We start from the raw sequence: 26,780 nt of genomic DNA on the forward strand, positions 1-26,780 counted from the left end.
GGCGCCGGTCATGATCGCCGTTCCGGGGTGTGGTCTGCCGCAGCATCGTCTTGGGAAAACAGCAGTTCCACATAGCGGCGCAGATGGCCGATGCTGTCGGCGGCCACGGTCACGTCGCCGGTGGCCTTGGCCAGAATGAAGGCGCCTTGCAAGACCGCCTGCGTGTGCAGGGCCAGACTGCGCGCCGTCCAGCCGGGCCGAAGGCCACGGTCGGCCATGGCAGCGGCAATATCCGCCTCTACCCGGGCGGCATGGCCGGTGATGCTGGCCGCGCAGGCGTCACGGATCGCGGGCGCGGTGGCATAGGTTTCCTGCACCATCGTGCCCACCAGGCAGGTGTAGTCGGGCAGTTCGCCTTGCAGGATCGCCCGGCGGAAGTCGATATAGCCCAGCACCCGGTCCAGCGCATCGGGATGGGCGTGATAGGGGGCCGCGGCGAAAAAGGCGTCGGTCGTGATGGCCCAGTGCTGCGCCGCTGCCACCGCCAGCGCCTCTTTCGAGGCAAAGTGGTGAAAGAACGCGCCTTTCGTCACCCCGGCCGCGCGGCACAGCGTATCGACCGACGTGGCCGAATAGCCCTGTGTGCGGATCACCCGCAGGGCAGCAGACAGCAGGGCAGAGCGGGCATCGGGCTTGTCATGTGATTCCATGACAAGACTATACCGACCGGTTGGTATGTCGGTCAAGCCGGGGCGTGCCAAGCTTTCAGGCGACAGGCGGCAGGCGGCGCAAAAGAGCCTCCATCGCGCGGTGCAGCGCCCAGGTCAGCAGACAGAGCACCAGCAAAGCCGCAAACAGCAGGTCGATGCGCGCCCGGCCATTGGCCAGCAGCATCAGATAGCCCAGGCCCCGCGCCGCCCCCACGAATTCGCCCAGCACTACACCCAGCGGGGCATAGACCGCCGCCAGCCGCAGCCCCGAAGCCAACCCCGGCAGCGCGGCGGGCAGCCGGATGCGCCACAGCACTTGCCGGGGGGTGGCGTTCATCACCTGCGCCAGTTCCATCCAGCCTTGCGGCGTGCGCAGGATCGCATCCAGAAACGCCTGCGCCACCGGGAAATAGATCACCAGCACCGCCACCGCGATTTTCGACGCCAGCCCATAGCCCAGCCACAGCGTCAGCAGCGGTGCCAGCGCGAATACGGGTATCGTCTGCGTCACCACCAGCAGCGGCTGGATGGCCGCGCGACAGCGCGCCGAAGCCGCCAGCCCCACCGCTGTTGCCGCGCCCAGCATCGTGCCCAGAACCAGCGCGATCAGCACTCCGGTCAGCGTCATCACGGCATGCCCACCGATCAGCACGCGGTTGGTCCACAGCGCCACCAGCACACGCCCCGGCCCCGGCAGCAGAAAGGGCGGCACGCCCGACAGGCTGACCAAGGCCTGCCACAGCGCCAGCGCCAGCAGCAACCCCGCGCCAAGGCGAAGCGCCCTCATGCCGCCATCAGCCGCACCATGAGGCGGCCTTGCAACGCCAGTGTCGCAGGGTCATCAACCCGGCGGGGTGGCGCGGCGGCGGGGGGCGAAATGGCCTGCAAGCCTTCGCCTGTCAGCAGCAGCAGCCGGTCGCCCAGACGCGCCGCCTCGGCCGGGTCATGTGTGACCATCAGCACGGTGCGCCCCGCCAGCAACCGCGCCGCCAGATCCTGCATCCCGGCGCGGCTGCGGGCATCCAGCGCCGAAAACGGCTCGTCCAGCAGCACGACGGGGCGGTCCTCCATCAGGGTGCGGGCCAGCGCCACGCGCTGCCGCTGGCCACCCGACAGTTGCGCAGGGCGGCGGCGCATTTCGGCCGCCAGACCCACATCGGCCAACAGGGCGCGGGCCCGGGCGGGATCGGGGGCCAGACCCCGCAGCCGCGCGCCCAGCATCACATTGGCCGCGCAGTCGAGCCAGGGCAGCAACAGATCATCCTGCGCCATCAGCGCGACCCGGCCTGCAAGCGGCAGGCCGTCACTGGCCGCCATCTGTCCGTCAAAGCGCACACCGCCACTCAACCCGGCCAGCAGCCGCAGTAGCGTCGATTTGCCGACGCCAGAGGGACCGAGCAGACAGGTCCACCGCCCGCCCGGAACATCCAGCGCCAGAGGCCCGAACACCGGCCTGTCCCCGGCGCTGGCACGGCCCGCCAGATGCAGCGTGAGGGCGGTCATGCCCCTGCGCCACTCATTGCGCACCCAGATCGACGGCAAGCTGCGCCACGCGGCGTTGCCCCTGTACCAGACCCGCCCCGGCCAGAAACGCCTCGAACGCGGCATAGCGCCCGGCATCCAGCCCGGCCGGGCTTTGCGACAGGCGTGGCAGCGTGTCGCGCCAGGCCTGCCTGTTAAGGTCATCCTGCAATTCGGGCGCGGTCGCGGCAAAGATCGCATAGCTTTCGTCGGGGTGGTTCACGATGAACTGGGCCGCGCGCTGGGTCGCGGCCAGAAAGCGGCGGATCAGTGCCGCATCCATCGTGGCGGGGTTGGCCACATAGATCAGCTCGTCATAGGCTGGCAGGCCCTCCTCCTCGGGGTAGAAACAGCGTCCTTCAACCCCGTTCAGCGCCATCTGCGTCAGTTCGAAATTGCGGAAGGCGCCGATCACCGCATCCACCTGCCCCGCCATCAGCGAGGGCGACAGCGACCAGTTCACATTCACCAGCGTCACATCGGCACTGGTCAGGCCGTGGCGGGCCAGCATCGCGCCCAGCACCGCCTCTTCCATGCCCGCCACTGAAAAGCCCACCTTGCGGCCCTTCAGATCGGCCAGACTTTGCACCGGCCCGTCCTTCAGCACGGCCAAACAATTCAGCGGCGTGGCAATCAGCGTGCCGACGCGGATCAAGGGCAGCCCCTCGGCCACCTGCATGTGCAGGTTCGGCTGATAGGAAATCGCCAGATCCGCCTTGCCCGCCGCCACCAGTTTCGGCGGATTGGCCGGATCGGCGGGGGCGATGACCGTCACCTCCAGCCCCGCATCGGCGAAATAGCCGTTCTCCTCGGCGATGATGACCGGGCCATGGTCGGGGTTCACGAACCAATCCAGCAGCAGCGTAAGTTTGTCTTGCGCCAGCGCGGGGGTGGCGGCCAGCAGGGTGGCCAGAAAGATCAGGTGTTTCAAAGCGTTTCTCCGGTTGCGACAAGGGCGATGGGGCCATCCCAGACGGCATGCAGCCGTTCGGCGGCGGCAAAGGCGCGCAGGCCCGAACGGCAGCACAGAACGGCGCGCTGGCCGTGGGCGGGTGTGGGGCCACCGGGGCCAAAGGCCGTGGCACTCAGGCGGATGGCATGGGGGTGGATCAGCGCGGCCTCATCCGCGCCGCGCAGATCGACGGCGAAATCTTGCGGCGTGATGGCTGATGGCGCGATGAAACGCGGCTGCCACGCCGGTTCCGTGGCCGCGTCAAAGCGGAAGCCACCCAGCCGCAACCCATCGGCAATCACCAGTTGGCCCAGTGGCGTGGGGCCAAGGCCTGCCAGCACGGCCAGCGCCATCTGCGCCTGCGCGCTGCCCAGCAGACCCACCATCGGGCCAAGCACCCCGGTTTCGGCACAGCTTCCGGCGCGGGCGGGCAGATCGGGGAACAGCGCGCGCAGCGACGGCGCACCCCCGCAGAAACCACCCGCATAGCCCACCATACCCGTGACCGAGGCGGACACCAGCGGCAGGCCAAGCGCCATGCACTGATCCGACAGGGTGTAGCTGACGGCGAAACTGTCGGCGCAATCCAGCACCAGCGTGGTGCCGTGGCAGAGTTCAGCGGCGTTGGCGGGGTCAAGCGTCTGCACAACGGGTTCCACCCGGCAATCGGGGTTCAGCCCGGCCAAATGGGTTGCTGCGGCCTGCGCCTTGGGCTGGCCAAGGTCTTTCAGGCGGAACAGGGACTGGCGGTGCAGGTTTGAAAGTTCCACCCGGTCGGGGTCCACCAGCTTGATCGCGCCCACCCCCGCCCCCACCAGACAGGGCAGCACGGCGGCCGCCAGACCGCCCGCCCCCACCACCAGCACATGCGCTGCGGCCAGCCGGGCCTGCCCCGCCGCACCGATCACCGGGGTTTGCCGCACATACCGCGTCATCGCGTGGCCACGATCCATGCGGCAAGCCGGGCCTCGGGGTCAGGGTGCAGGGTGATGTCGGTGACGGCGGCCACAGAGTTTGCCCCCGCAGCAAAGGCCCCGGCGGCGCGGGCAATGGTCATGCCACCGATGGCGACAAGGGGAAGGTGGCCCACCTGCCGTTTCCATTCCGTCAGACGGTCCAACCCCTGCGCGGGCCATGGCATCTGCTTCAGGATCGTCGGGTAAACCGGCCCCAGCGCGATATAATCCGGCATCAGCGCCAGGGCGCGGTCAAGCTCTGACTGATCATGCGTGCTGATGCCCAACCGCAGGCCTGCGCGGCGGATGGCAGGAAGATCGGCGGCATCCAGATCTTCCTGCCCCAGATGGATGGCATCACAGCCCGCGTCGATGGCCTGTTGCCAGTGGTCATTTACAACCAGTTGCGCGCCGTGTTGCCGGCACAGGTCGCGCGCCGTGGCAATCTGCACGGCAAGGGTGGCAGGGCTGTGCCCCTTCAGCCGCAACTGCACCAGCTTCACGCCCAGGGGCAGCATGCGCCGCAGCCAGGCCACATTATCAAAAATCGGGTAAAACCTGTCGAGATTCACAGAAATGCCTTTCCTATCAATGGGGTGGAGGGTGCAGCCATATCGCGCGGCGCCATTGGGCCCGCGTCATGGGCCAGACGCCCTGCCCGCAGCGCCAGCGCAAAAGCCTCGGCCATCGCCGCCGGGTCATCGGCATGGGCAACGGCTGTGTTCAGCAACACGGCGTCAAAGCCCATTTCCATCGCCGCCGCCGCCTGTGACGGCAGGCCAAGACCTGCGTCGATCACCATGGGCACATCGGGGAAATGCGCCCGCAGGCTGCGCAACGCATAGGGGTTCATCAGGCCAAGCCCGGTGCCGATCGGTGCGGCCCATGGCATCAGCACCTCGCACCCTGCCGCCAGCAGGCGGTCGGCCAGCACCAGATCTTCAGTCATGTAGGGGAATACGTGGAAGCCGTCGTCAGTCAGGATGCGCGCCGCATCGAGCAGGCCGAACGGATCGGGTTGCAGGGTATCGGCGTTGCCGATCACCTCCAGCTTGATCCAGTCTGTGCCAAAGACCTCGCGCGCCATATGGGCGGTTGTCACCGCTTCGCGCGCCGTGTGGCATCCGGCGGTGTTGGGCAGCAGATGCACGCCAAGACCCGCCACTAGCGCCCAGAAGTCCTGCCCGCCCCCGTTTCCCGCCTCGCGCCGCAGCGACACCGTGGCGATCCCCGCACCCGAGCGGCGAAAGGCATCGGCCATGACGGCGGGCGAGGGGTAAAGCGCCGTGCCCAGCATCAGGCGTGACGGCACTTCGGTTCCGTAAAACACCGGCATGGTCAGCCCCCCTGCCGGGGTGCGACAACTTCCACACGGTCGCCCGCATGCAGCACGCAGGAGGCGCGGGCGGTGGCGGGCACAAAAACCTCGTTCACGGCGGTGGCGAGTTTTTCGCCGCCATAGCCCAGTTCCGCCAGAGCCTCGGCCAATGTGGTGGCCTGCACCGTTTGGGGGGTGCCGTTAAGGGTGATCTTCATCCATCAACTCCGGTCGCGTGTCATCCAGCAGAAAAGCCGCAGCCATCTGCGCCAGCACGGGCGCCATCAGATAACCGTGGCGGTAAAGGCCATTCAGGTGCAGCACCCCGTCGCGCAGCCGCAGGCGGGGGCGGTTGTCGGGAAAGGCCGGGCGGGCATCGGTGCCGGTTTCCAGCACCTCGGCCTCGGCAAAACCGGGATGCAGGGCATAGGCCGCCGACAGAAGCTCCAGCATCGAGCGCACGGTGACGCGGCCACGCTCGGCGCTTTCCACCATCGTGGCCCCCAGCATGAAAACGCCGTTCCCGCGCGGCACCAGATAGATCGGCACGCGGGGATGCAGCAGCCGCACGGGGCGGTGCAGCGCCAGACCGGGGGCGCGCAGCAGCAGCATCTCGCCCTTTACCCCGCGCAAATCGGGCAATGCATCGCGGGCAGCCAGACCACGGCAATCGATCACCTGGCCCTCGGCCGGGCCGGGGGTGGTGAAGCTGACATCCAGCGCCGCCGCGCGCGCCCGCAGCGCAGCCAGCGCCGCACGCGGGTTCAGATGCGCCTCGGGGGTGACATGCAATGCGCGGTCAAAGCGCCCGGCCAGCAGAGGTTCCAGCACCGCTATGCCCGCCGCGTCCACCGGGCTGTGGCTGGCGATGCGCTTGGCGAAACGGTCAAGCTCCGCCCGATCACGCCCCAATGCCAGCACCAAAGTGCCGTTTGCGGTGATTTCCACGCCCTGCGCCGCCCACCATGCGGCAGCTCGCTGGCCCAGCCGGGTGATGGATTCATCCGCCGTCTCGCCTTCGCAGATCGGGGCCAGCATGCCGCCCGCCCACCAACTGCATTGATGCGGCCCGGCCTGCGGTGCCGGGTCTTGCAGCACCACCTGCACCCCCCGCCCCGCCAGTTCGACGGCGGCACAAAGCCCCATGACGCCCGCCCCGCGGATTGTCATCCTCATGGCCAGACCGCGTGGAAATGATGCACCGGGCCATGGCCCCGTCCGATGGCCAGCCGGTCTGCCGCCGCTATCGCGCGCTGCAACCAGCCATGGGCACGGGCAACGGCGGCGGGCAGCGCCTGCCCCAGCGCCAGTTCCGCCGCTATGGCCGCCGACAACGTGCAGCCGGTGCCATGCGTGTTGCGCGTGGCGATGCGCGGCGCCGACAGTTCAATCACCCCATCGGCAGAGATGAGCAGATCGGTGCAGACCGCGCCCACCGCATGCCCGCCTTTCATCAGCACCGCCGCCGGCCCCAGCGCAAGCAACGCCCTGCCCTGGGCTGCGGCCTCGGCAGTGGTGCGGGCGCAGGTGGTGTGCAGCAGCCGGGCGGCCTCGGGCAGGTTGGGCGTCAACAAAGTGGCGCGGGGCAGCAGGCGGGCCACAAGCGCCGCCACCGCATCATCCTGCAACAGCATGGCACCTGATTTGGCGACCATTACCGGATCAAGCACCAGCGGCGCGGAACATGCCGCCAACGCATCGGCCACGGTCACTACCCCCGCCGCCTGCCCCAGCATGCCGATCTTCACCGAATCGGGCGGAATGTCGGCCAGCACTGCCGCAATCTGCGCAGCCAGCATCGGAAGTCCGACCATTTGCACGGAACTGACTGCGCAGGTGTTCTGCGCCGTGATCGCGGTAATGGCCGATGTGCCGAAGACACCAAGGGCGGAAAAGGTTTTCAGATCGGCCTGAATGCCTGCCCCGCCACCGGAATCGGAGCCCGCAATGGTCAGCGCGGTCTTGGTCTGCGTCATCTCGCCCCTCATTTCCACATGGCTTTGGAAACAGGGAAAGACAGACGCTTGCGCGCCAGCCCATGCTCCGTTCCCTCCGCCGGTATGACCCGGATCAGGTTCGATGGGTTAGCTTGCGCCTCTCAGCCCTTTTCAGGGCACCCCAACGGAATATGACGTGACGCTAGCAGCGGGTGGCGCGCGGCGCAAGTGTGGTCAAAGCGGGGTTATGAACAGCGCGCTGACACCCGGCACCTCGGCACGGCAAAGGCGTTGCAACGTGTCAAGCAGATGAGTGCGGACGTAAGAGCCATGAAACCGGCTGGGCGCAACCAGTGTCAGCGTATCGGAATCCTCGGATTCCAGCACCAGTGGTTGCACCCATGCCGCATGCAGGGCTGGCTGTTCGGCCCGGAACCGATCCGAGATGCGCGCCCACCGACCCTCGGCCGGTGCGATGGGCGCCGGTGCGGGAAACGGGATGATGTTGAGGTCTGTCCCTGCGGGGACAGGGCCCGCCAGCCGGTCGGAAAGATCGCTGCCAACCGCCGCCCAATGGCTTTGCGTCGATGTGAGGATGGCGGGAAGGTTCAGCGCATAGCTGCTGACATGGCCACGCGCGCCCTGCCGCCGCAGCACCAGCCAGCCCAGATCGCGCAGCCGCGCCATTTCGCGTTTCACGGTGCGCTCATCCACCGACCAGAGCCGGGCGATTTCGCGCTGCCCCACGGCCAGTTCGTCGCGCGCCCAGTTGTAGCGCGCCGTGATGAGTGTGATCAGACGCAGGGCCAGCCGCTGCGCCACCTTGTCGCCCGCAAGACCATGTGCGCCAATGGCGCTGATGATATCATATTTCCGCGCCGAGGCACCCTGCCCCACCGGTCGTGTCACTGCCATGGCTGCCCCGCCTGCCGGCCTTTACCGGCTGATACATTCCGAAGTCCCGTGCCTCGGTTACTCAGGATGAGGGCGCCGGGGTCAACCAACGCTTTTCACCTGATGTCAGCAATTAGCGTTTTGTTTTGCGATTCTGTCAAGGGGCTGTGCGCGACGGCTTCTTCGCCTCCCCTGCCCATTCAAAATTTATGGTCATACAGGTATTGGGGGACATACAGGTTGTCCCCCAATTGCGCAGAATTGTCCCCCAATAGATGTGCCTCGGTGGCAACCGTGTCACCTAATAGTTGGTGGTCCTGCGCAAGTGTCTAGCGCGCAACCGATTCGCGCCTTCGCCGCATGAAAACATGGCGCAAGGGCCTGTCCCTGCGGGGACGGAGGCAGTCGACATGTTCACAATATTGCCTTTTGCATTTCCTGTAAATTCAGCGTAAATGAGAAAACGCCGCTGATTAGCGTTGATTTGACAGGAGCGCGGATGTTCACGCATGACGACCTGGCCCGGTTGCAGGCCCAATCGCTGAAGATGCAGGGCTGGATCCGGCAGCAGACCTATTCGCCGGAGATGGAAAAGACCCTGCGCCGCTTTTCAAGCTGGGAGCTGGGAGAGCTGATCTTCAAGGTCAACCAATCCACCCTGCGGGGCCGCATGGCGATGGACCCATCGCTGCCTCAGGGCATTGTCGAGGCCGATGGCCGCCAGCACTGGTATACGCTGGAAGAGATCAACGAAATTCGCCGCAGGCTGAAGATCAACCGGCGCAGCCTGCTGCCGCCGCGCCCTGCGGGCAAGCGGGCGATCCGGGCGGCGGTGGCGAATTTCAAGGGCGGTGCCGGCAAATCCACCGTGGCGCTGCATTTCGCGCATGCGGCCGCACTGGATGGCTACCGTGTGCTGGCGGTGGATTTCGACCCGCAGGCGACGCTTTCGCACAGCATGGGTCTGTCAGACGTTTCCGAAGAATTCACCGTCTGGGGCATCATGGCGCGCGACCTGATCCGCGAGACAGAGCGGATGAACGCCGCCGCGCGGGGGGCCGAAAGCGGCACTACCCTGCCCCAGCGCCGCCTGCCCGCCGCGATCACGGATATGGGGTTGGCCGACCTGCGCGGATCGGATTTCATCAAGCCCACAAGCTGGCCCACCATCGACATCATTCCCAGCTGTGCCAACGCGGCCTTTGTCGAATTCGCCAGCGCGCAATACCGGCACCTGAACCCGGAGTGGTCGTTCTTTGCAGCCGTGTCGCGCTATCTGGATACACTGGCCGCCGATGCCTATGACATCGTGATCTTCGATTGCCCGCCCGCCATCGGCTATCAGTCGATGAACGCGGTGTTTGCGGCGGATGTGCTGTATGTGCCCTCTGGCCCTGGCTATTGGGAGTATGACAGCACGACATCCTTCATCGGGCAATTGTCCGAGGCGCTGGCCGATCTTTCGCAATTTTCGGCGCTTGTCCCCGCGGGGACAATGAAGCTGCCCAAGGCGTTTCTGGACCTGCGGTTTCTGCTGACGCGGTATGAGCCGAACAACGATCTGCACCGCGCGATGTATGCCGCGTTCAAGAAAGTGTTCGAGGGCAGGGTGACGGACAACCCGATCGAGATGACCCGCGCGGTGGAGCAGTCGGGCCGTTTCCTGTCGTCGATCTATGAGACGGATTACCGCGCGATGACCCGTGAAACCTGGCGGCGCGCGCGGCTGTCGTTTGACAAGGCCTATGAGGAATTTCGCGGCCATCTGGTGGCCGCCTGGGATCAGATGGAGGATGAGGCATGACAAAACGGCGGATGTTCGACATCGACTTTCCCGAAGGTGCGGATGAGCCCCCGGTTGTCCCCGCTGGGACAGAGACGCGGCGTGGCCCGATGGCGGCGGCGATCACCGAAAACGCCACCGCGCTGCGCGAGCGCCAGCAGGCCGAGGCACTGATCCGCGACGAAAATGATCGGCTGGCGCATGAATTGGTGCGGCTTAAAAAGCTGGGCCTGATCGTCGATCTGATTCCGCTGGACGCGATCCGCACCACGAAGCTGACGCGCGACCGTGCCTCGGGCCGTGACCCCGAGCTTGACGAGCTGAAGGAATCGATCAAGGCGGTTGGCCTGTCGAATCCCATCCGGGTCGAGGCGGGTGAGGGCGGGTTTGAACTGGTGCAGGGCTTTCGCCGTCTGGCCGCCTATGCCGAACTGCATGCCGAAACCGGTGATGCGCGTTATGCGACCATACCCGCCGGGCTGCTTGCCAAGGGCGAAACGCTGGAGTCGCTGTATCGTCGGATGGTGGATGAAAATCTGGTGCGGCGCGACATTTCCTTTGCCGAAATGGCGCAACTTGCGCGTGCCTATCTGGCTGATCCTGATACCGGCGTGACCGATCTGGATCAGGCGATTGCCACGCTTTATGGATCTGCCGGGCGGCAGAAGCGGGTTTACATCCGCAACTTCGCGGCCTTGTTGGACCGGATTGGCGGGCATCTGGCGCATCCGCATGCGCTGCCGCGCGCGCTTGGCCTTGCGCTGTTGAAGCGGATTGACCGCGAGCCGGGCGCGGGGTCGGCATTGCAACGGCTGCTGGCCGCCCGGCCAGCCCGCAGCGAGGACGAAGAGCTTGCAATCCTGCGCGACTTTGCCGATGGGGCAGGGGGCGATGCCGAGGCCGTGGAAAAGCCACGCGGGCCAGCCAACCCCGCCGCCAAGACCAGCCTGCGCGTGACACGCGGTGGCGACGTGGCGCGCTGCACGGCAACGGATGGCCGGGTGGAATTGCGGATGGACCGCGACTTTTCCTCGATCGACCGTCACCGGCTGGAAGAGGCCGTCACCGCATTTCTGAACGCGCTGGACGATGCGACGGGCAGGCCGCCGGGGCGCTGATCAGGTCACACCCGGCGCTTCGGGCCGGGTGTGAGGTCAGCAAGCGCGTCACGCGCACATCCGGGGCAGGGATCAGCCAAAATTGTCTCTGCACGGCCCAACGGGTGCTGCGCATTCCTGCCCTGCTGCGGCACAGGCAGCGCCGGTGCATCGTTGGGCAAATTGGCCGCGAACAAGTCATCCATGTAGTGCGCAAAATGAATGTTTTATGCGTATTTTGATCCGCTGCCTGTGATGCCGTCTGGTGAAATTCCAGAACCGCCAAAGTCATTCAAATGCGGGCGTGACTGCAACGGTGCGCAGGCACGGTGGCGAGATGTCCGAAGAAGTGGCGGATCAGGTGCCGCCGCAGGTTTTGGCCCTTCCGCACCCCGAACGCGCAGAAGGGCCGCAGGCAGCCGATTCAGCTATGGGAAATCTGGGTTCCCAGCACCTTCAGGCATTCGCGCATGAAGGCGGCAAGCCCGGTCCAGCCCTTTGCCGAAACCATCGTGCCGTCGACATAGGCCTCGTCGGGTGCCACGTCGATATAGGTGCCGCCGGCCAGGATCACTTCCGGCTCACAGGCCCCAAGTGCCGCGACCTTCTTGCCGCGCACCACGCCGTCAACGGCAACAAGGATCTGCACCCCGTGGCAGATCGTGAAGATCGGCTTTTGCGCGTCGTGGAAGTGGCGCACCATGGCCTGAATGCGCTTGTCGGTGCGGATGTATTCCGGGCCGCGCCCGCCGGCACAATAGACCGCGTCATACTCCTCGACCACCACTTCCGAGAATGTCTTGTTGATCTCGATCAGATGGCCAAAACGCTCGATATAGGTCTGGTGGCCCTCGAAATCATGCAGCGAGCTTTGGATGCGCTGGCCCTTTTTCTTGTCGGGGCAGATCACGTGGACAGTGTGGCCCACGGCCTCCATCCCCTGCTGGAACACAAAGATTTCGTATTCTTCGGTGAACTCGCCGCAAAGCATGAGGATTTTTTTACCGGGCATTCAGAGACTCCTTTGGAATGGCAAGGCGGGGTGCAGTTGAGCATCAGGACAGCGCATCGGTGGCGCGGCCCGTCGCGGCTGTTTCGGAACAATCTGCGGCACAGGCGGGGTGCCCATGATCATTCGAACGCAGACAGCAGCCGGTCGCGCGAGCGCAGGATGTGGTTGCGCATCGCCGCCTCGGCGGCCAAGGGGTCGCCGGCACGAAACGCCACCAGCAGATCCTCATGCTCTTCCAGCGCCTCCTGGGTGACGCGGGTGTGGAACATCAGGCGGAAGATGTGCAGATGCACATGCTGGTTGAACAGGGTCGAGCGGATCACCTCGTTCCCGGCAATCTTCAGGATCGCATCGTGAAAGTCGGCATCCGCCCGGGCAAAACGGGAATAGCGGCTGGTCCGGTCAACCGGGGCGTCACCGTGCCCCATGTCAGCTGCGGCATCCTCCAGCAGTTTCAGCGTATCCGTGGTCATGTTGAGCGCGGCCAGCCGTGCGCCCTCAGGCTCCAGCAGCAGGCGGAATGTGTAAAGGTCGTCGAACTGTTTGCGCGTCAATTGCGGGGCTGCGGAATAGCCGATCAGATGCGCCTTGCGCACCAAGCCTTCACGTTCCAGCAGCGACAGCGCCTCACGCACCGGGGTCGGTGAAACATCCAGATCGCGGGCAATCACATCAATCGGGATACGCGCACCCGGGGCGATTTCCAGCGACATCAGGCGTTCATAGATGTTGTCATAGACGCCATCGACGATGCTTGCGGGGCGCAGGGATGCCGTCCGCTTGCCTGCCCGATCCGCTGCCATTCCCATTCCGACACCCCGGCATCTTCGACTTGACACAACGCTTTGAGTCGCAAATATGGTATCAAATGTCAAACATAATATCATATACGATCCGATATAGGATTTGGATGACCACCTCAAACCCTGATCTTCCATGGCTGGCTGCGTTGATACTGCTGGCATGGTTCCGGTGCAGGACCGGCGTGGTGGCCACGACGTGCCAGACAACGTGATGAACTGAATGCAGGCCCGGCAGGCCACCTGACCCCGAACCAAAGGATACGGAACCATGGACCATTTCGGCACGATCAGGGCCCCGCGCGAGATCCTCTTCGGGTCTGGCCAGCGTCGGGCACTTGGCACGGTGGCGGCCCGGCTGGGCAAACGCGCGCTGGTCGTCACAGATGCACGGCTGGCGGGGGATGCCGATTTTCTTGCCATGATGGAGGATCTGGCCAAGGCTGGCCTGACCTTGCGCATCGAGGCGGGCACCTTGCCCGATGTGCCGGTGGATTCAGCCGTCAGTGCTGCCGAGGCTGCACGGGGCTTTGCCCCAAATCTGGTGATCGCGGTGGGCGGCGGGTCTTGCCTTGACATGGCGAAATGCATGGCTTTGCTGATTGCGCATGGCGGGCGGCCACAGGATTACTATGGCGAGCTGAAGGTGCCCGGTCCGGTGCTGCCGCTGATTGCCATCCCCACCACCGCCGGCACGGGGTCTGAGGTGACGCCGGTGGCCGTGTTGTCGGATGCCGAGCGCAGCCTGAAAGTGGGAATCTCCAGCCCATATCTGATACCCACCGTGGCGATCTGCGACCCCGATCTGACGCTGACCTGCCCGCCCGGCCTCACCGCCATTGCCGGGGCAGATGCGCTGACCCATGCCATCGAGGCCTTTACCGCCACCCGCCGCCCGGTGACGGCAGGGCTGACGCAAGAGCGGGTGTTCATCGGCAAGAACGCGATTTCCGACCAGTTCGCGCTGACGGCGATTTCCCTGCTGTGGCAGGGGTTGGAGGCGGCCTGCACCGACGGCGCAAACACCACCGCGCGCGCGCAGGTGATGCAGGGGGCGACCTTTGCCGGGTTGGCCTTTGGCGTGGCGGGAACGGCTGCGGCGCATGCCATACAATACCCGGTCGGCGCGCTGACCCATACACCGCACGGGCTGGGCGTGGCCTGTCTGATGCCCTGGGTCATGGAATGGAACCGCCCGGTGATCGGCACCGAACTGGCGCAGATCGCCAGCGTCATCGGTGTGGCAGATGCCGATGCGGTGATCCCGGCCATAGCCGGCCTGTTCGCCCGGATCGGCATTCCACCGACGCTGGCGGCACTTGGCCTGGACGAAGACCGCATTCCCTGGGTGGCCGAGCAATCCTGCGGGATCGAACGGCTGATACAGAACAACCCGCGGCCCATTCGCCGCGCCGAAATGGACCTTTTGCTGATTGCCGCGTTCAGCGGCGACCACGGCGTGATCCGATAACCGAAAGACAGATGATGACCCTTGATAGCCCTTCCAGCTTTGCCGACCCATCGCTGCACGCTCATGGCCTGTTCATCGGTGGCCGCTGGCTGCCCGGCCACGGCATTCCGGTGACAAACCCGTCAACGGCGCTGGTGTTGGCCGAGGTGCCGGATGCCTCGGTCGCCGATGCCATGCAGGCGGTGGATGCAGCCGGGGCTGCCGCCGCAGGCTGGCGGGCCACGCCGCCCCGCCAGCGGGCGGAAATCCTGCGTCGCTGGTTCCAGCTGATGACCCAGCATGCCGAGGAGCTGGCCACACTCATCTCGCTGGAAAACGGCAAGGCGCTGCCCGATGCGCGCGGCGAAGTGGCCTATGCCGCCGAATTCTTTCGCTGGTATGCCGAAGAGGCGGTGCGCATCGCGGGCGAGTTTCGCCATGCCCCCTCGGGCGCGCACCGCATTCTGGTGGACCATGACCCGATCGGCATTGCCGTGTTGATCACGCCGTGGAACTTCCCCGCCGCGATGGCCACCCGAAAGATCGGCCCGGCGCTGGCGGCAGGCTGCACAGTGATCCTGAAACCGGCGACGGAAACCCCGCTGACCGCCTATGCCATGGCTCGCCTGGGCGCCGAAGCCGGGGTGCCGCCCGGTGTGGTCAACGTGTTGACCACAACGCAGCCCGGTGCGGTGGTGAATGCGATGCTGGCCGATCCCCGCGTGCGAAAACTGTCGTTCACCGGATCGACCGGCGTGGGCCGCACCCTGCTGGCCGAGGCTGCGAAAACCGTTGTGTCCTGTTCGATGGAACTGGGCGGCAACGCGCCTTTCGTGGTGTTCGACGACGCCGATCTGGATGCGGCGCTGGATGGCGCGATGATTGCCAAGATGCGCAACGCGGGCGAGGCTTGCACCGCCGCAAACCGCTTTTACGTCCAATCCGGCATCCATGATGCCTTTGTTGCGGGCCTGACCGCGCGCATGGCGGCGCTGCGGGTGGGGCCGGGCACCGACCCTGCAACGCAGGTGGGCCCGATGATCACGACCAAGGCGGTGGCCAAGATCGACCGGCTGGTGCAACAGGCGGTGGCACGTGGGGCGCGGGTGACGACGGGCGGCGCACCGCTGCCGGGCACAGGCTATTTCTATCCGCCGACCGTGCTGGAGAATGTGCCAGAAGATGCCGAACTGGCGCATGAGGAAATATTTGGCCCGGTGGCCCCGGTCTACCGCTTTGACACCGAGGAACAGGCCATCCGCCTGGCCAATGCCACCGAATACGGCCTTGCGGCCTATGTCTATTCGCGCGACCTTTCCCGCGCTCTGCGGGTGGGCAAGGGTATTGAAACCGGGATGGTGGCGATCAACCGGGGCCTGATGTCTGATCCCGCCGCCCCGTTCGGCGGGGCCAAGCAAAGCGGGCTGGGGCGGGAGGGTGGCGTGACCGGCATCCTTGAATTCATGGAGCCGAAGTATTTCGCGGTGAATTTCTAGGGGCACGCCATGGATCCATACCGCAACCGCGATTTCATTCCGGATTTCGACGCGATCCTGGCCGAAACCGCCGCCCGCTCGCGCGAACTGGCATCGCGGGTCGAGATGCGGGCCGATGTTGCCTACGGCCCGTCCCCGCGTCAGCGGATTGACATCCTGTTTCCCCCGCACCGCACAAAAGATGCCCCGCTGCACATGTTCATCCATGGCGGATACTGGCGGTCTGGGTGCAGGGCGGATCATCATCTTGTCGCCGCGCCGGTTCTGGCGGCAGGCGGCATCGCCGCGATTGCCAGTTATGACCTGATGCCCGGCACCCGTCTGGGGCAGATCGTGGCGCAGGTGCGGGCCGCAGCGCGGCACCTTCTGGCCATCGCGCCCGATCTGGGTGCCGACCCCGCACGGTTTACCGCCAGCGGCCATTCCGCGGGCGCACATCTGGCAAGCTATCTTGCGGCCCACGGCCCGGAGGAGCGGATGCGCCCCGAATTGCCGGTGCTGCGCGGCATCCTGATGGTCAGCGGCATTTACGACCTGTCCGGCATTCCCGCCAGCTTTCTGAAGGACGAAGCGCGGATGAGCGTGGCGGAGGCCGAAGCATGGTCGCCACTGACATCGCCGCAATCCGCGCTGCCAATGCGCATCGTTACAAGGGGCGCGCATGAAACTGCGCCCTTCCACGATCAGGCCAGTGCTTTTGCCAGCGTGATTGATGCCGCGGGGCAGACCTGCAAGCTGCGTGTTGAACCTGATCTGAACCACATGACCATCGTTTTGGCGCTTGCCGATCCGGCATCGGCATTGGGTGGCGTTCTGGGGGCGCTCAGCGCCGATTGAGACTGGCGTTCTGGTTGCAGCAGGCCCGCACCCGCGCGATGCAGGGCATGACCCCGGCCTTGGAAACAGCCAAGCCACTGTCTTCATGTAACAATCCTGCATCCCTGTGCCGCAGGGGCGGTTCATGTTCTGGCCCGCCGCATGGTCTGTGGATTCATCACTGGTGGCAAATGCCATGCGCAGGGCGGCTCCAGGGCTCGATGGCCTGCAATAAATTTCACACAAAGATAAAAATGTTGAACCTTGTTGACGGTTGCGTTGGCCGATCCTACCACAGCGATGCAATGTCTTTCGGCATGCGCAATAAATTGCAAGAATGGCGCCAAGCGCCGTCGTCAAGGGAGGAACACATGAGCTATGTCAAGGCACTGATTCTGGGCGGGGCGTCCGCCGCAGCACTTCTCGGGGCGTCGCCGGCGGCCAAGGCCGAAGGCGGGCTGGCCTGCGAACCGGGTGAAACCTATGTAATGAACGTGATGGTGATGGGGCATCCCTACTGGGTGCCGGTGTTCGAAGGCTTCAAGCAGGCCGCAGCCGCCCTGGGCTGCGAGGCTGTGTTCTCGGGCACCCCGGATTACGACATCACCAAGCAGATCGCCTCGTTCGAGCAAGACCTTGTGACCAGCCCCAAGGGCATTCTGCTGCACCCGATGCAGGCCGACCCGTTCATCGACCCGATCAACCGCGCGATTGATGCAGGCGTTTCCGTCACCACCTTTGCCGCCGACTCGCCAAAGTCGAAGCGCACCGCCTACATCACGTCAGACAACCTGGCCGAAGCGAAATTCGCGGCGGAAGAGATCGTGAAAACCGTGGGTGACAGCGCCGAATATGCAGTGCTGGAAAACCCCGGCCAATCGAACCACGACCTGCGGGTGACGGCGCTGATCGCTTATATGGAGGCGAACTATCCCAACATGAAGCTGGTCGGGCGGCAGGCCACGAACCAGGATCCGAACGCCGCCTTCACCGCCGTGTCGGCGATGTTGCAGGCCAACCCGGACCTTGCGGCGCTGTGGATCCCGGAATCCGGTTCCGCCGAGGGGGCGGTCGCCGCGGTGAAAGCTGCGGGTGACACGCTGATGATCGTGCATGCCGATATTTCGCCCACCACGCTGGAGGAAATCAAGGCAGGCAACATCCACATGGCGCTGAACCCCAATCAGGGCATCCAGGGCTTTATGGGCTTCATGAACACCTTTCTGGGTGCGCGCCCCGGCCTGATCGACCCGTTCAACGACTACAAGGTGTCGGGCTACAACCCGATGCAGATCCCCTTTGTAGACAATGGCTTTGCCGTCATCACCAAGGACAATGCCGCCAGCTTTGTGCTTGAGGATTATATGGCAGCCCGGAACTGACACTCTTTGCCCCGCCGTTCACGCGCGGCGGGGCGCCCCACCTCTGGAACCAAAGGCACCCATGAATCCCGCGCCACCGCTATTGCAGATGACCGACATCGCCAAATCCTTTGGCGCGATCCGCGCGCTGCGGTCCGGGCAGCTGGACCTGCGGGCCGGGGAGATCCATGCGCTCGCCGGGGAAAACGGGGCGGGCAAATCGACGCTGATGAACATCCTCGACGGCATCCTGCGGCCCGACAGCGGCGCGATACGCATCGACGGCCAGCCTGTGCAGATCGACAGCCCGGCCATGGCGCAGCGGCTGGGCATCGGGTTTGTCCATCAGGAAATCGCGCTTTGCGCCGACATATCGGTGGCCGAGAACATCTTCATGTCCGAGACGGCGCAAAGCCGCAGGCGCTTGATGGGTGGGGCCGATCTGATCGCCAGAGCCGCCGAGGTTCTGGCCCCGCTGGCTGCGATAGACCCGCGCCTGCCCGCCGGGCTTTTGTCGATTTCCCAGCAGCAGCTGGTCGAGATCGCCAAGGCACTGACGCTGGAGTGTCGCATCCTGATCTTTGACGAACCGACCGCCGCGCTGACGGAACATGAGGCGCAAAAGCTGTTCACCATCCTGCGCGGACTGGCAGCGCGCGGCATCGGCATCATCTATATCTCGCACCGCATGGCCGAGATTTTCGGCATCTGCGACCGCGTGACGGTGATGCGCGACGGCCAGCACATCCGCACCGACCGCACGGCCGACATCACGCCCGCCGATGTGGTCAACGCCATGGTGGGGCGCAAGCTGGACACGCTTTATCCGCCAAAGATGCAGGGCACGCCGGGGCCGGAAATCCTGCGGGTTGCAGGGCTGACTGACCGGCGCTTCCAAGATGTGTCCTTTGCCCTGCACGCGGGCGAGATACTGGGTTTTGGCGGGCTGATCGGGGCCGGGCGCAGCGAAATCGCGCGCGGGCTGATGCGGCTGGAAGGTGCCGCAAAGGGCCGCATCTGGCTGCATGGGCAAGAGGTGAACCTGCGCGACTATGCCGACTGCATCGCGCGCGGCATCGTCTATCTGTCCGAGGACCGCAAGGGCGACGGTGTGTTTCTGGACCTGCCGATTGCAGCCAACATCGCGGCGCTGGATCTGCGCCGCGTGGCGGGGCGGTTCGGTGTGATAAACCCCGCGCGTGAGGCGGCGCAGGCGCAGCGCATCGGTGGCAGCCTGCGGCTGAAGGCGGCCAGCATGGCGCACCGGGTGGCCAGCCTTTCGGGTGGCAACCAGCAAAAGGTGGCGCTGGCGAAACTGCTGGCGGTGCAGCCAAAGGTGATCTTCCTCGATGAACCCACGCGCGGCGTCGATGTGGGCGCCAAGGCCGAAATCCATGCCATCCTGCGCGGGCTGGCCGACAGCGGGGTGGGCATCGCGGTGATCTCGTCCGAACTGCCCGAACTGATCGGGCTGTGTGACCGGGTTCTGGTGGTCAGCGAGGGCCGCATCGTGGGCGGGCTTTCCGGCCCCGACATGACCGAAACCAACATCATGACACTCGCCGCGCCCGGTGCGCTGGCCAAAGCCGGGGCCATGCAATGACCACGACGACCCAAGACCGCAGCCTGTTGGCCCGCCTTTTCGGCGCACGGGAAACCGGCCTGGTGCTGATCATCCTTGTGCTGTTCCTGATCATGTCCTTTGCCTCGCCGCATTTCCTGACCTGGACGAACATGCGGGCCATGACCATGGCCTTTTCGGTCGAGGCGATTGTTGTGGTGGGCATGACGATCCTGCTGATTTCGGGCGGCATTGACCTGTCGGTTGGTTCGGTCACGGCGCTGGCCATGGTGGTGGCGGGGCTGTTGTTCCTGAATGGGGTGAACCCCTGGGTGGCGGCACTGATGGCCATAGCCGTCTGCGCGGGCATCGGCGCGGTGATCGGGTTCTTTGTGACCTATGTGGGCCTGCACCATTTCATCGTGACGCTGGCCGCGATGGTGATCGCGCGCGGGCTGTGCCTGTTGGGCACCGGGGGGCGGCCGCTGGGGCTGTTCGAACTGCCCGCCGGTTTCAAGTGGATCGGCATCGGGTCTGTCGGCGTGATCCCGGTGGCGATCATCATCTTTGTCATCGTGGTCGCGGTGTTCGACTTTCTGTTGCGTCGCACCACGGCCTTCCGGCTGGTCTACTACACCGGCAGCAACGAAAAGGCCGCCGCCTATTCCGGCATCCGCACAAAGCGCGTGATCTTTCTGACCACGGTGCTGTGTTCCACGCTCTGCGGGGTGGCGGGGATCATCTACATGGCGCGGTTCGGGTCCGCGCAACCCACCTTCGGTGTGGGGATGGAGTTGAACGTGATTGCCGCGGCGGTGATCGGCGGCGCCAGCCTGTCGGGCGGCAAGGGCACGATCTTTGGCGCGATACTGGGGGCCATTCTGTTGTCGGTGGTCTCATCCTCGCTCGCGCTGTTGAACGTGTCGGTTTACTGGCAGGATATCATCCGCGGCTCGATCCTGCTGGCCGCCGTCACCCTTGACCACTACCTCGTGAAACGGCAGGCGGCAGGAGGCAGGGCGTGAACGACATGAACGAAGATTTCACCTCGCTGCGGCAGATGCATGCCGTGCTGGTGCGCCATTTCATCGAGGGCCGCAAACAGGCGGAGATTGCCGAGGCGATGAACCTGTCCACCTCCAAGGTGAATCGCATCATCGCGCAGGCCCGCCGGTCGGGGATGGTGAAGATCAGCATCGAAACCCCGTTCCAGCGCCTGATGGAGATCGAGCAAAAGCTGGCGGCGACCGGGCTGGTGCGTGAGGCCATCGTGTCGCCCACGGTGTCGGACAATGACGGCACACGGCTGGCACAGGTGGGGCAGGCGGCAGCGGCGCATCTGGCCGAAACGCTGCGCGACGGCGACATTCTGGGCATTTCGGGCGGCAAGGCGGTGGCGGCGGTGGTTGATGCGCTGTCGGTCGAACGCGCCATCGACGTGCAGGTGGTGCCGCTGACCGGCGGGGTGCAGGGCAAGTTCCACACCGATGTGAACAACCTGGCCTCGCGCATGGCGGAACGGCTGGGCGGTCGGTCGCTGCAACTCCACGCGCCGCTGTTTGCCGAACGCGCCGATCAGCGCGAGATGCTGATGAACCTTGGCGCCGTGAAAGAGGTGATGGATCTGGGCCGCCGCGCAACCGTCTGTCTGGTGGGCATCGGGTCGATCACCACGCCGGGATCATCCTATTTCGATCTGCATCCGCTGTCAGCGCCCGACCGCGCGATGCTGCCCGGCATGGGTGTCATGGCCGAGTTTCTGGGCCATCTGGTGCATGACCGGGGTCAGGTTGCGCATTTCGCGCTGAACCAGCGCCTTGTCGCGCTGCGCCCCGACGAGATCCGCCGCTGCGGTCGCGTCATCGCGGTTGCGGCGGGTGAAGACAAGGTGGGGCCGGTCAGATCGGTGCTGCGCGGGGGCTATGTGTCTGTTCTGGTGACGGATGAAGACACGGCAACAACAATTCTTGCAACGAACGGAGATTCCGCATGACCGGGATGCTGAAACGCGAGATCGGGGAAACGGGCATCATGGCTTCGGCCGTGGGGCTGGGCACCTGGGCCATCGGCGGATGGATGTGGGGCGGCACCGATGATGCGGCGGCCGAAGATGCCATCCGCGCGGGCCTTGATGCGGGGATCACGCTGATCGACACTGCACCCGCCTATGGCCTTGGCCATGCCGAAGCGGTGGTGGGCCGCGCCATGAAGGGGCGGCGCGATCAGGTGGTGCTGGCCACCAAATGCGGGCTGGTCTGGCACACGCAGCGCGGGCCGTATTTCTTTTCGCAAGGCGGCTTGCCGGTGCACCGTGATCTTTCCGCCGCTGCGATCCGGCATGAGGTGGAGCAAAGCCTGACCCGGCTGAACACCGACCGGATCGACCTTTACATCACCCACTGGCAAGACCCCACCACCCCCGTCGCCGAAACGGTGGCCGCGCTGAAGGATTTGCAGCGCGAGGGCAAGATACTGGCCTTTGCCGCCTCGAACACCACGCCCGATCATCTGGCCGCCTACCGTGCAGAGGGCGGCATTGCAGCGGTGCAGGAGGAATACTCGATGGTCGAACGCCGTATTGAACAAACCCATCTGCTCGCCTGCCGCGATGCGGGCATTGCGGTGATGGGCTATTCGGTGCTGGCGCTTGGCCTTCTGTCCGGGCGTATCGGGGCTGACCGGGTGTTTGCCGGGGATGACCAGCGGCAAGGCAACCCGCGCTTTTCCCCGGAAAACCGCGGGCGGGTGGACCGGGTGATGCAGGTGGTGCGCCCGATTGCGGCGGACCAAGGCGCAAGCCCGGCGCAGGTGGTGATTGCCTGGACACTGGCGCAGCCGGGGCTGACCTTTGCGCTGTGCGGCGCCCGCAACGCCCAGCAGGCGCGCGAGAATGCCGAAGCCGGGCAGTTGCACCTTGCCCCAGCCGAGATTGACGCGATCACAGTAGCCGCCCGGACCCACCTGGAACCGGCAACCACCTGAACTGAAAGCAATGTTGCAAGACCACAGATGCGGGGCGCGTTCCCGCAAAGGAAGAAGTCATGTCTGACGCCCGGCAAGAAAGGATCGACCGCATCACAGCCAACCCGGCCTTTGACGTGATCGTCGTGGGCGGCGGGATCAATGGCATCGGCGTCTTTCACGACCTGGCGCATCAGGGCCTGCGGGTGCTGCTGGTCGAGATGAGCGATTTCTGTTCCGGCTGTTCCGCGGCCCCTTCGCGGATGATCCATGGTGGCCTGCGGTATCTGGAGAATGGCGAGATATCCTTGGTGCGCGAAAGCCTGATCGAGCGTGACCGGCTGTTGCGCAACGCCCCGCATCTTGTGCGGCCGCTGCCGACGACGATTCCCATCGACCGTTTCGCCTCGGGTCTGGCGAATGCCGCACTGGGGTTTCTGGGTTTTACCGGCCGGCCGCGCCCACGCGGTGCGCTGCCGATCAAGCTGGGGCTGGCCCTTTATGATGCGATCACAGGGCGTAGGCGGGTGTTGCCGCGCCACCGCTTTCGCGGCCGGATGGCAACACGGGCGGCCTTTCCCGATCTGCGGCCCGACCTGCGGTTTTCGGCCACCTATCACGACGCCTGGATTTCGCACCCGGAACGCCTGGGGCTGGAACTGATCGGCGATGCCAGCGCGCAGAACGCGGGTGCCGTTGCGCTGAACTATGCCCGGCTGACGCATGGGGCACGGGGGCTTGTGCTGACCGACAGCGAAACCGGGCAAACCCTGCCTGTCAGCGCCCGGATGATTGTCAACGCCACCGGCGCCTGGATTGACGACACCGCCGCATCGCTGGGTGCGCGGCTGAACGAAAGGCTGGTGTCGGGCACCAAGGGGTCGCACCTCATTCTCGACAATCCGGCGCTGGCGGCGGCGCTGAACGGCCACATGATCTATTTCGAGAATGCCGATGGCCGGGTTTGCATCGTGTTTCCCTATCTGGGCCGGGTGCTGGCCGGGTCTACCGATCTGCGGGTGAACGAGGCGGGCCGGACGGCGTGCAGCCCGCAGGAGCGGGATTATATCCTTGCCGCAATCGGTGCGCTGTTTCCCGGCGTCCCGATCAACGCCGCGCAGATCGTCTACAGCTATGCGGGCATCCGCCCGCTGCCGGTCAGCGACGCCGATTTCACCGGGCGCATCTCTCGCGGGCATGCGGTGCGGCGGCTGGGCGGGGCGGTGCCGCAGATCGGCATGGTGGGCGGCAAATGGACGACTTACCGCGCCTTTGCCGAGGATACCGTCGATCTTGTGCTGGCCGACCTTGGCCTTGCCCGCAGTGTCAGCACCCGCGACCTGCCCATCGGCGGCGGGGCCGGATATGGCCCCGGTCTGGTGGAAAACCTGACCCTGCACCACGGGCTGTCGGATCACCGCGCGGCGCATCTGGCGGATCTCTACGGAAGCCGCGCCGCAGCGGTTGCCACCTTTTGCACCGGGCAGGATGACCCGCTGCCGGGCGTGCCGATGACAGCGGGCGAGGTGGTCTGGGCCATCCGGCATGAACATGCCTGTCATCTGGCCGACGTGCTGCAACGGCGCAGCCCGCTGGCGATCCGTGGCCAGTTGTCGCTGCCGCTGATCAGCGCCACCGCCCGCGTCATGGCGCGCGAATGCGGCTGGTCCGACGCACGGACAACGGCCGAAATCACGCGCTTTCTCAGCGACCTTGAAACCTATCACGGGGTCAGGCTGACCCAACCGGAAGGAGCCCTGCCATGAAGATCACCCCCAAGGTTCGGATGAACCGCATGTTCCGCAACGGCGGCTGTCTGGATGTGGCCGTCGATCACGGCGTCTGCAACGAGCCCGGCTTTCTGAACGGGCTGGAGGATATGGGCCGCGTGGTGGGCATGTTGGTGGATACGCGGCCCGATGCGATCCAGATGGCCTATGGTCAGGCCGATCTGCTGCAAACCCGCCCCGAGCGTGACAAACCCGCGCTGGTGCTGCGGCTGGACATGGGCAACCCCTATAACGCCACGCGCCACCGCGTCATGTGGGCCGAGTTGCAGAACGCCGCCGACCCTGTTCTGCCGGCGGTCGAGATGGATGCCGCCTGCGTGGTGGTCAACCTGTTCATGCTGCCCGACGAGCCGGAACTGTTCCGCCAATGCGTGCAGAACATCGCACGGGTGCGCGCCGATTGTTCGCGCTATGGCATGCCCCTGATGATCGAGCCGCTGGTGATGCTGCCCAATGACGTGCGCGGCGGTTATCAGGTGGACGGTGACGCGGAAAAGATCGTCACTCTGGTGCGGCTGGCGGCGGAAATGGGGGCTGACATCATCAAGGCCGATCCCACGTCGAACCCGCAGGATTTTCATCGCGTGGTCGAGGCTGCCCGCGTGCCCGTGCTGGCGCGCGGTGGCGGGAAAGAGGATTTGCGCGCTGTTCTGCAAAAATCGGCGGCACTGGTGGCGCAGGGGGCAAGGGGGCTCGTTTATGGCCGCAACATCTATCAACATGCCAATCCGGGGGCAGTGGTTGCGGCGTTGATGGCGATCATCCATCAGGGTGCCAGCGGCGAAGCCGCGTGGGAGGTATACAACCGTGGCGCGTGACCTGCTGCTGGGCATCGACATCGGCAATACCGTGGTGAAGGCGGTGCTTTTCGATCTGGCAGGTCGCCAGATCGCGCGGCATGGCGTGGATGGTGCCACCCTGAAACCCGCGCCCGCCATGGTCGAGCGCCCGGTGGCCGGGCTTTGGGCCGATGCGCAGGTGGCCATTTCCGGCTGTCTGGCGGCGGCGGGGGCCGATCCGGCACGGATTGCCGCCGTGGGTCTGGCCGGGCATGGCAACGGGCTTTACCTGCTGGATCGTGACGGCGCGGCGCTGCTGGGTATCCAGTCACTTGATACCCGTGCCGCCGGTCTGGCCGCCGATCTTGACCGTGCGGTGGGGCCCGATCTGCATGCGATCTGCCTGCAACGGCCCTGGCCCGCGCAAACCCCCGTGCTGCTGGCCTGGGTCAAGGCGCACCGGCCAGAGGTCTATGCAAAGGCCGCAACCCTGTGCTTTGCCAAGGATATCATCGCCTGCCACCTGACAGGGCAGCGCGCCACCGAGATTTCCGACATGTCGGGGGCCGGGCTTTTGTGCCTGCCCGCGGCCCGTTATGACGCGGGGCTGATGGCGCTTTACGGGCTAGCCGATGCGATGCCCCTGCTGCCGCCGCTGAAACTGCCAACCGATGTGGTGGGCCATGTGACGCCAGCCGCCGCTGCCGCAACCGGGCTGCGCGAGGGCACGCCGGTGGTTGCCGGATATTTCGATGTGGTGGCTTCCGCCTTGGGGTCGGGCGCGGTCGGGGCAGGGGCGGCATCTGTTGTGCTGGGCAGCTGGTCGGTCAACCAGGTGTTTGCCGATGCACCTGTGCGCAATGCGGATGTGTTCATGGTGGCGGCGTTTGGCCCCGGGCGCTTTGCCAATATGGACAACAGCGCCACGTCGGCGGCCAATCTGGAATGGTATGTCCGCGCGCTGATCGAGCGGGGCGCGCATCATGACGATCCTTTTGCCATGGTGAATGATCTGGTGGGCCGGGCCGGGGTTGCGCCGGATGACCCGATGTTTCACCCGTTTCTGTATGGTGGCCGCCACGGCGCGCAGCAGCGCGGCGGGTTCTACGGTCTGGCAGGCTGGCATGACGAAGGGCACATGCTGCGCGCGCTTTATGAAGGTGTGGCGTTCGAGCATCGCCGCCATGTCGGTGTGCTGACCGCCGCCGGGGCGGCGATCACCGAGGTTGCCCTGTCGGGCGGCGGCACGCGATCACCACATTGGCCGCAGATGATGGCCGATGTGCTGGGCCTGCCGGTCAGCCTTGGCATCGCCGAGGAAACCGGGGCGCTTGGCGGTGTGATGGCCGCTGCCGTCGGAGTAGGGCTTTTCCCTGACGAGGAGGCGGCAGTTGCGGCGATGACCACGTGCAAGGCGCAGCTTTTCCCCGATCCTGCGCGCCGCGCCCTGCATGAGCGCCGCTTTGCCGTGTGGCAGCGCCTGACCGAAAGGATGGAGCCTTTCTGGGCCGATCTTGCAGGATTGCGCAGCCACGACCAATGACGGCACCATGGCCAAATCAAGGGCGCGTGCATGGCGGGCGTCGTGCTGGCCTGCCGTCTGACCGCAACTGTGCCATGCCGCGGGTCGTGTCGGTGCAGGCCCT

General features: G+C 65.5%; 26 protein-coding genes and 1 riboswitch. Of the genes, 13 read left to right on the top strand and 13 right to left on the bottom strand.

All coding sequences use genetic code 11. The annotated features are described in order from the left end of the window. Positions 1-8 precede the first annotated feature (8 nt). The 11 genes from GEU84_RS14200 to GEU84_RS14250 form a co-directional block, all read right to left on the bottom strand. Positions 9-650, bottom strand: a complete 642-nt coding sequence (locus tag GEU84_RS14200) for a TetR/AcrR family transcriptional regulator (protein ID WP_152827211.1) — start codon at positions 648-650, stop codon at positions 9-11. Between the two features lie 55 nt (positions 651-705). Further along, complete coding sequence (locus GEU84_RS14205) at positions 706-1,437, bottom strand: ABC transporter permease (protein ID WP_152827212.1); 732 nt, start codon at positions 1,435-1,437, stop codon at positions 706-708. Then, positions 1,434-2,153, bottom strand: a complete 720-nt coding sequence (locus GEU84_RS14210) for an ABC transporter ATP-binding protein (protein WP_152827215.1) — start codon at positions 2,151-2,153, stop codon at positions 1,434-1,436. The genes GEU84_RS14205 and GEU84_RS14210 overlap by 4 nt, the downstream gene beginning before the upstream one ends. 13 nt (positions 2,154-2,166) lie before the next feature. Next, positions 2,167-3,102 (bottom strand): ABC transporter substrate-binding protein, encoded by a 936-nt coding sequence (locus GEU84_RS14215; RefSeq protein WP_152827217.1) that lies wholly within the window; start codon positions 3,100-3,102, stop codon positions 2,167-2,169. Then, positions 3,099-4,076, bottom strand: coding sequence for a HesA/MoeB/ThiF family protein (locus GEU84_RS14220; RefSeq protein WP_241427696.1), 978 nt, complete (start codon positions 4,074-4,076; stop codon positions 3,099-3,101). Before GEU84_RS14220 ends, GEU84_RS14215 begins: the two co-directional genes overlap by 4 nt. Further along, positions 4,055-4,651 (bottom strand): thiamine phosphate synthase, encoded by a 597-nt coding sequence (locus GEU84_RS14225; protein WP_174539883.1) that lies wholly within the window; start codon positions 4,649-4,651, stop codon positions 4,055-4,057. The genes GEU84_RS14220 and GEU84_RS14225 overlap by 22 nt, the downstream gene beginning before the upstream one ends. Continuing rightward, positions 4,648-5,415, bottom strand: coding sequence for a thiazole synthase (locus GEU84_RS14230; protein ID WP_152827221.1), 768 nt, complete (start codon positions 5,413-5,415; stop codon positions 4,648-4,650). The genes GEU84_RS14225 and GEU84_RS14230 overlap by 4 nt, the downstream gene beginning before the upstream one ends. 2 nt (positions 5,416-5,417) lie before the next feature. After that, positions 5,418-5,615 carry a sulfur carrier protein ThiS gene (gene thiS, locus GEU84_RS14235; protein WP_152827223.1) on the bottom strand — a complete coding sequence of 66 codons (198 nt, stop codon included), beginning with the start codon at positions 5,613-5,615 and terminating at the stop codon, positions 5,418-5,420. After that, positions 5,599-6,573 carry an FAD-dependent oxidoreductase gene (locus GEU84_RS14240; protein ID WP_152827225.1) on the bottom strand — a complete coding sequence of 325 codons (975 nt, stop codon included), beginning with the start codon at positions 6,571-6,573 and terminating at the stop codon, positions 5,599-5,601. Before GEU84_RS14240 ends, thiS begins: the two co-directional genes overlap by 17 nt. After that, positions 6,570-7,373 carry a bifunctional hydroxymethylpyrimidine kinase/phosphomethylpyrimidine kinase gene (thiD, locus tag GEU84_RS14245; protein WP_152827227.1) on the bottom strand — a complete coding sequence of 268 codons (804 nt, stop codon included), beginning with the start codon at positions 7,371-7,373 and terminating at the stop codon, positions 6,570-6,572. The genes GEU84_RS14240 and thiD overlap by 4 nt, the downstream gene beginning before the upstream one ends. Positions 7,374-7,427: 54 nt before the next feature. Beyond that, positions 7,428-7,528: riboswitch (TPP riboswitch) on the bottom strand. Positions 7,529-7,568: 40 nt separating this feature from the next. After that, the gene (locus tag GEU84_RS14250) at positions 7,569-8,249 is read right to left on the bottom strand and encodes a DnaA N-terminal domain-containing protein (RefSeq protein WP_152827229.1); all 681 of its coding nucleotides are present in this window, start codon (positions 8,247-8,249) and stop codon (positions 7,569-7,571) included. Positions 8,250-8,727: 478 nt separating this feature from the next. Here GEU84_RS14250 and GEU84_RS14255 point away from each other — a divergent pair, with 478 nt between their 5' ends. Then, positions 8,728-10,032: an AAA family ATPase gene (locus tag GEU84_RS14255; protein WP_152827231.1), complete on the top strand. Its 1,305-nt coding sequence runs from the start codon at positions 8,728-8,730 to the stop codon at positions 10,030-10,032. After that, positions 10,029-11,129 (top strand): ParB/RepB/Spo0J family partition protein, encoded by a 1,101-nt coding sequence (locus tag GEU84_RS14260; protein ID WP_152827233.1) that lies wholly within the window; start codon positions 10,029-10,031, stop codon positions 11,127-11,129. The genes GEU84_RS14255 and GEU84_RS14260 overlap by 4 nt, the downstream gene beginning before the upstream one ends. A 403-nt stretch (positions 11,130-11,532) precedes the next feature. On the opposite strand, the gene GEU84_RS14265 is transcribed toward GEU84_RS14260, so the two are convergent. After that, positions 11,533-12,120: a DJ-1/PfpI family protein gene (locus tag GEU84_RS14265; protein ID WP_152827235.1), complete on the bottom strand. Its 588-nt coding sequence runs from the start codon at positions 12,118-12,120 to the stop codon at positions 11,533-11,535. 119 nt (positions 12,121-12,239) lie between these two features. After that, on the bottom strand, positions 12,240-12,923 hold the full coding sequence (locus tag GEU84_RS14270; RefSeq protein WP_241427698.1) for a GntR family transcriptional regulator: 684 nt from the start codon (positions 12,921-12,923) through the stop codon (positions 12,240-12,242). A gap of 268 nt (positions 12,924-13,191) precedes the next feature. Between GEU84_RS14270 and GEU84_RS14275 the strand changes: the two genes are divergently transcribed. From GEU84_RS14275 to GEU84_RS14325, 11 genes are all read left to right on the top strand, one after another. Then, positions 13,192-14,391 carry an iron-containing alcohol dehydrogenase gene (locus tag GEU84_RS14275; RefSeq protein ID WP_152827239.1) on the top strand — a complete coding sequence of 400 codons (1,200 nt, stop codon included), beginning with the start codon at positions 13,192-13,194 and terminating at the stop codon, positions 14,389-14,391. A gap of 14 nt (positions 14,392-14,405) precedes the next feature. Beyond that, positions 14,406-15,866 carry an NAD-dependent succinate-semialdehyde dehydrogenase gene (locus GEU84_RS14280; RefSeq protein ID WP_152827241.1) on the top strand — a complete coding sequence of 487 codons (1,461 nt, stop codon included), beginning with the start codon at positions 14,406-14,408 and terminating at the stop codon, positions 15,864-15,866. A 9-nt stretch (positions 15,867-15,875) separates the two neighbouring features. Further along, positions 15,876-16,703: an alpha/beta hydrolase gene (locus tag GEU84_RS14285; protein ID WP_152827243.1), complete on the top strand. Its 828-nt coding sequence runs from the start codon at positions 15,876-15,878 to the stop codon at positions 16,701-16,703. Positions 16,704-17,053: 350 nt separating this feature from the next. Then, positions 17,054-18,064: a substrate-binding domain-containing protein gene (locus GEU84_RS14290; protein ID WP_152827245.1), complete on the top strand. Its 1,011-nt coding sequence runs from the start codon at positions 17,054-17,056 to the stop codon at positions 18,062-18,064. An 88-nt stretch (positions 18,065-18,152) separates the two neighbouring features. Further along, positions 18,153-19,646 carry a sugar ABC transporter ATP-binding protein gene (locus GEU84_RS14295; protein ID WP_241427699.1) on the top strand — a complete coding sequence of 498 codons (1,494 nt, stop codon included), beginning with the start codon at positions 18,153-18,155 and terminating at the stop codon, positions 19,644-19,646. Continuing rightward, on the top strand, positions 19,643-20,629 hold the full coding sequence (locus tag GEU84_RS14300; protein ID WP_152827249.1) for an ABC transporter permease: 987 nt from the start codon (positions 19,643-19,645) through the stop codon (positions 20,627-20,629). Before GEU84_RS14295 ends, GEU84_RS14300 begins: the two co-directional genes overlap by 4 nt. 5 nt (positions 20,630-20,634) lie before the next feature. After that, a complete protein-coding gene (locus tag GEU84_RS14305) occupies positions 20,635-21,597 on the top strand; it encodes a sugar-binding transcriptional regulator (RefSeq protein WP_152827458.1) in 963 nt (320 codons plus the stop codon). Further along, the gene (locus GEU84_RS14310; RefSeq protein ID WP_152827251.1) at positions 21,594-22,586 is read left to right on the top strand and encodes an aldo/keto reductase; all 993 of its coding nucleotides are present in this window, start codon (positions 21,594-21,596) and stop codon (positions 22,584-22,586) included. Before GEU84_RS14305 ends, GEU84_RS14310 begins: the two co-directional genes overlap by 4 nt. A gap of 59 nt (positions 22,587-22,645) precedes the next feature. Continuing rightward, positions 22,646-24,331, top strand: a complete 1,686-nt coding sequence (locus GEU84_RS14315; RefSeq protein ID WP_152827253.1) for a glycerol-3-phosphate dehydrogenase/oxidase — start codon at positions 22,646-22,648, stop codon at positions 24,329-24,331. Continuing rightward, positions 24,328-25,173, top strand: a complete 846-nt coding sequence (locus GEU84_RS14320; RefSeq protein ID WP_152827255.1) for a class I fructose-bisphosphate aldolase — start codon at positions 24,328-24,330, stop codon at positions 25,171-25,173. The genes GEU84_RS14315 and GEU84_RS14320 overlap by 4 nt, the downstream gene beginning before the upstream one ends. Next, the gene (locus tag GEU84_RS14325; RefSeq protein WP_338144803.1) at positions 25,163-26,677 is read left to right on the top strand and encodes an FGGY-family carbohydrate kinase; all 1,515 of its coding nucleotides are present in this window, start codon (positions 25,163-25,165) and stop codon (positions 26,675-26,677) included. The genes GEU84_RS14320 and GEU84_RS14325 overlap by 11 nt, the downstream gene beginning before the upstream one ends. Positions 26,678-26,780 lie beyond the last annotated feature (103 nt).

Origin of the sequence: Fertoeibacter niger (assembly GCF_009380135.2) — a bacterium.
GTDB lineage: Bacteria > Pseudomonadota > Alphaproteobacteria > Rhodobacterales > Rhodobacteraceae > Fertoeibacter > Fertoeibacter niger.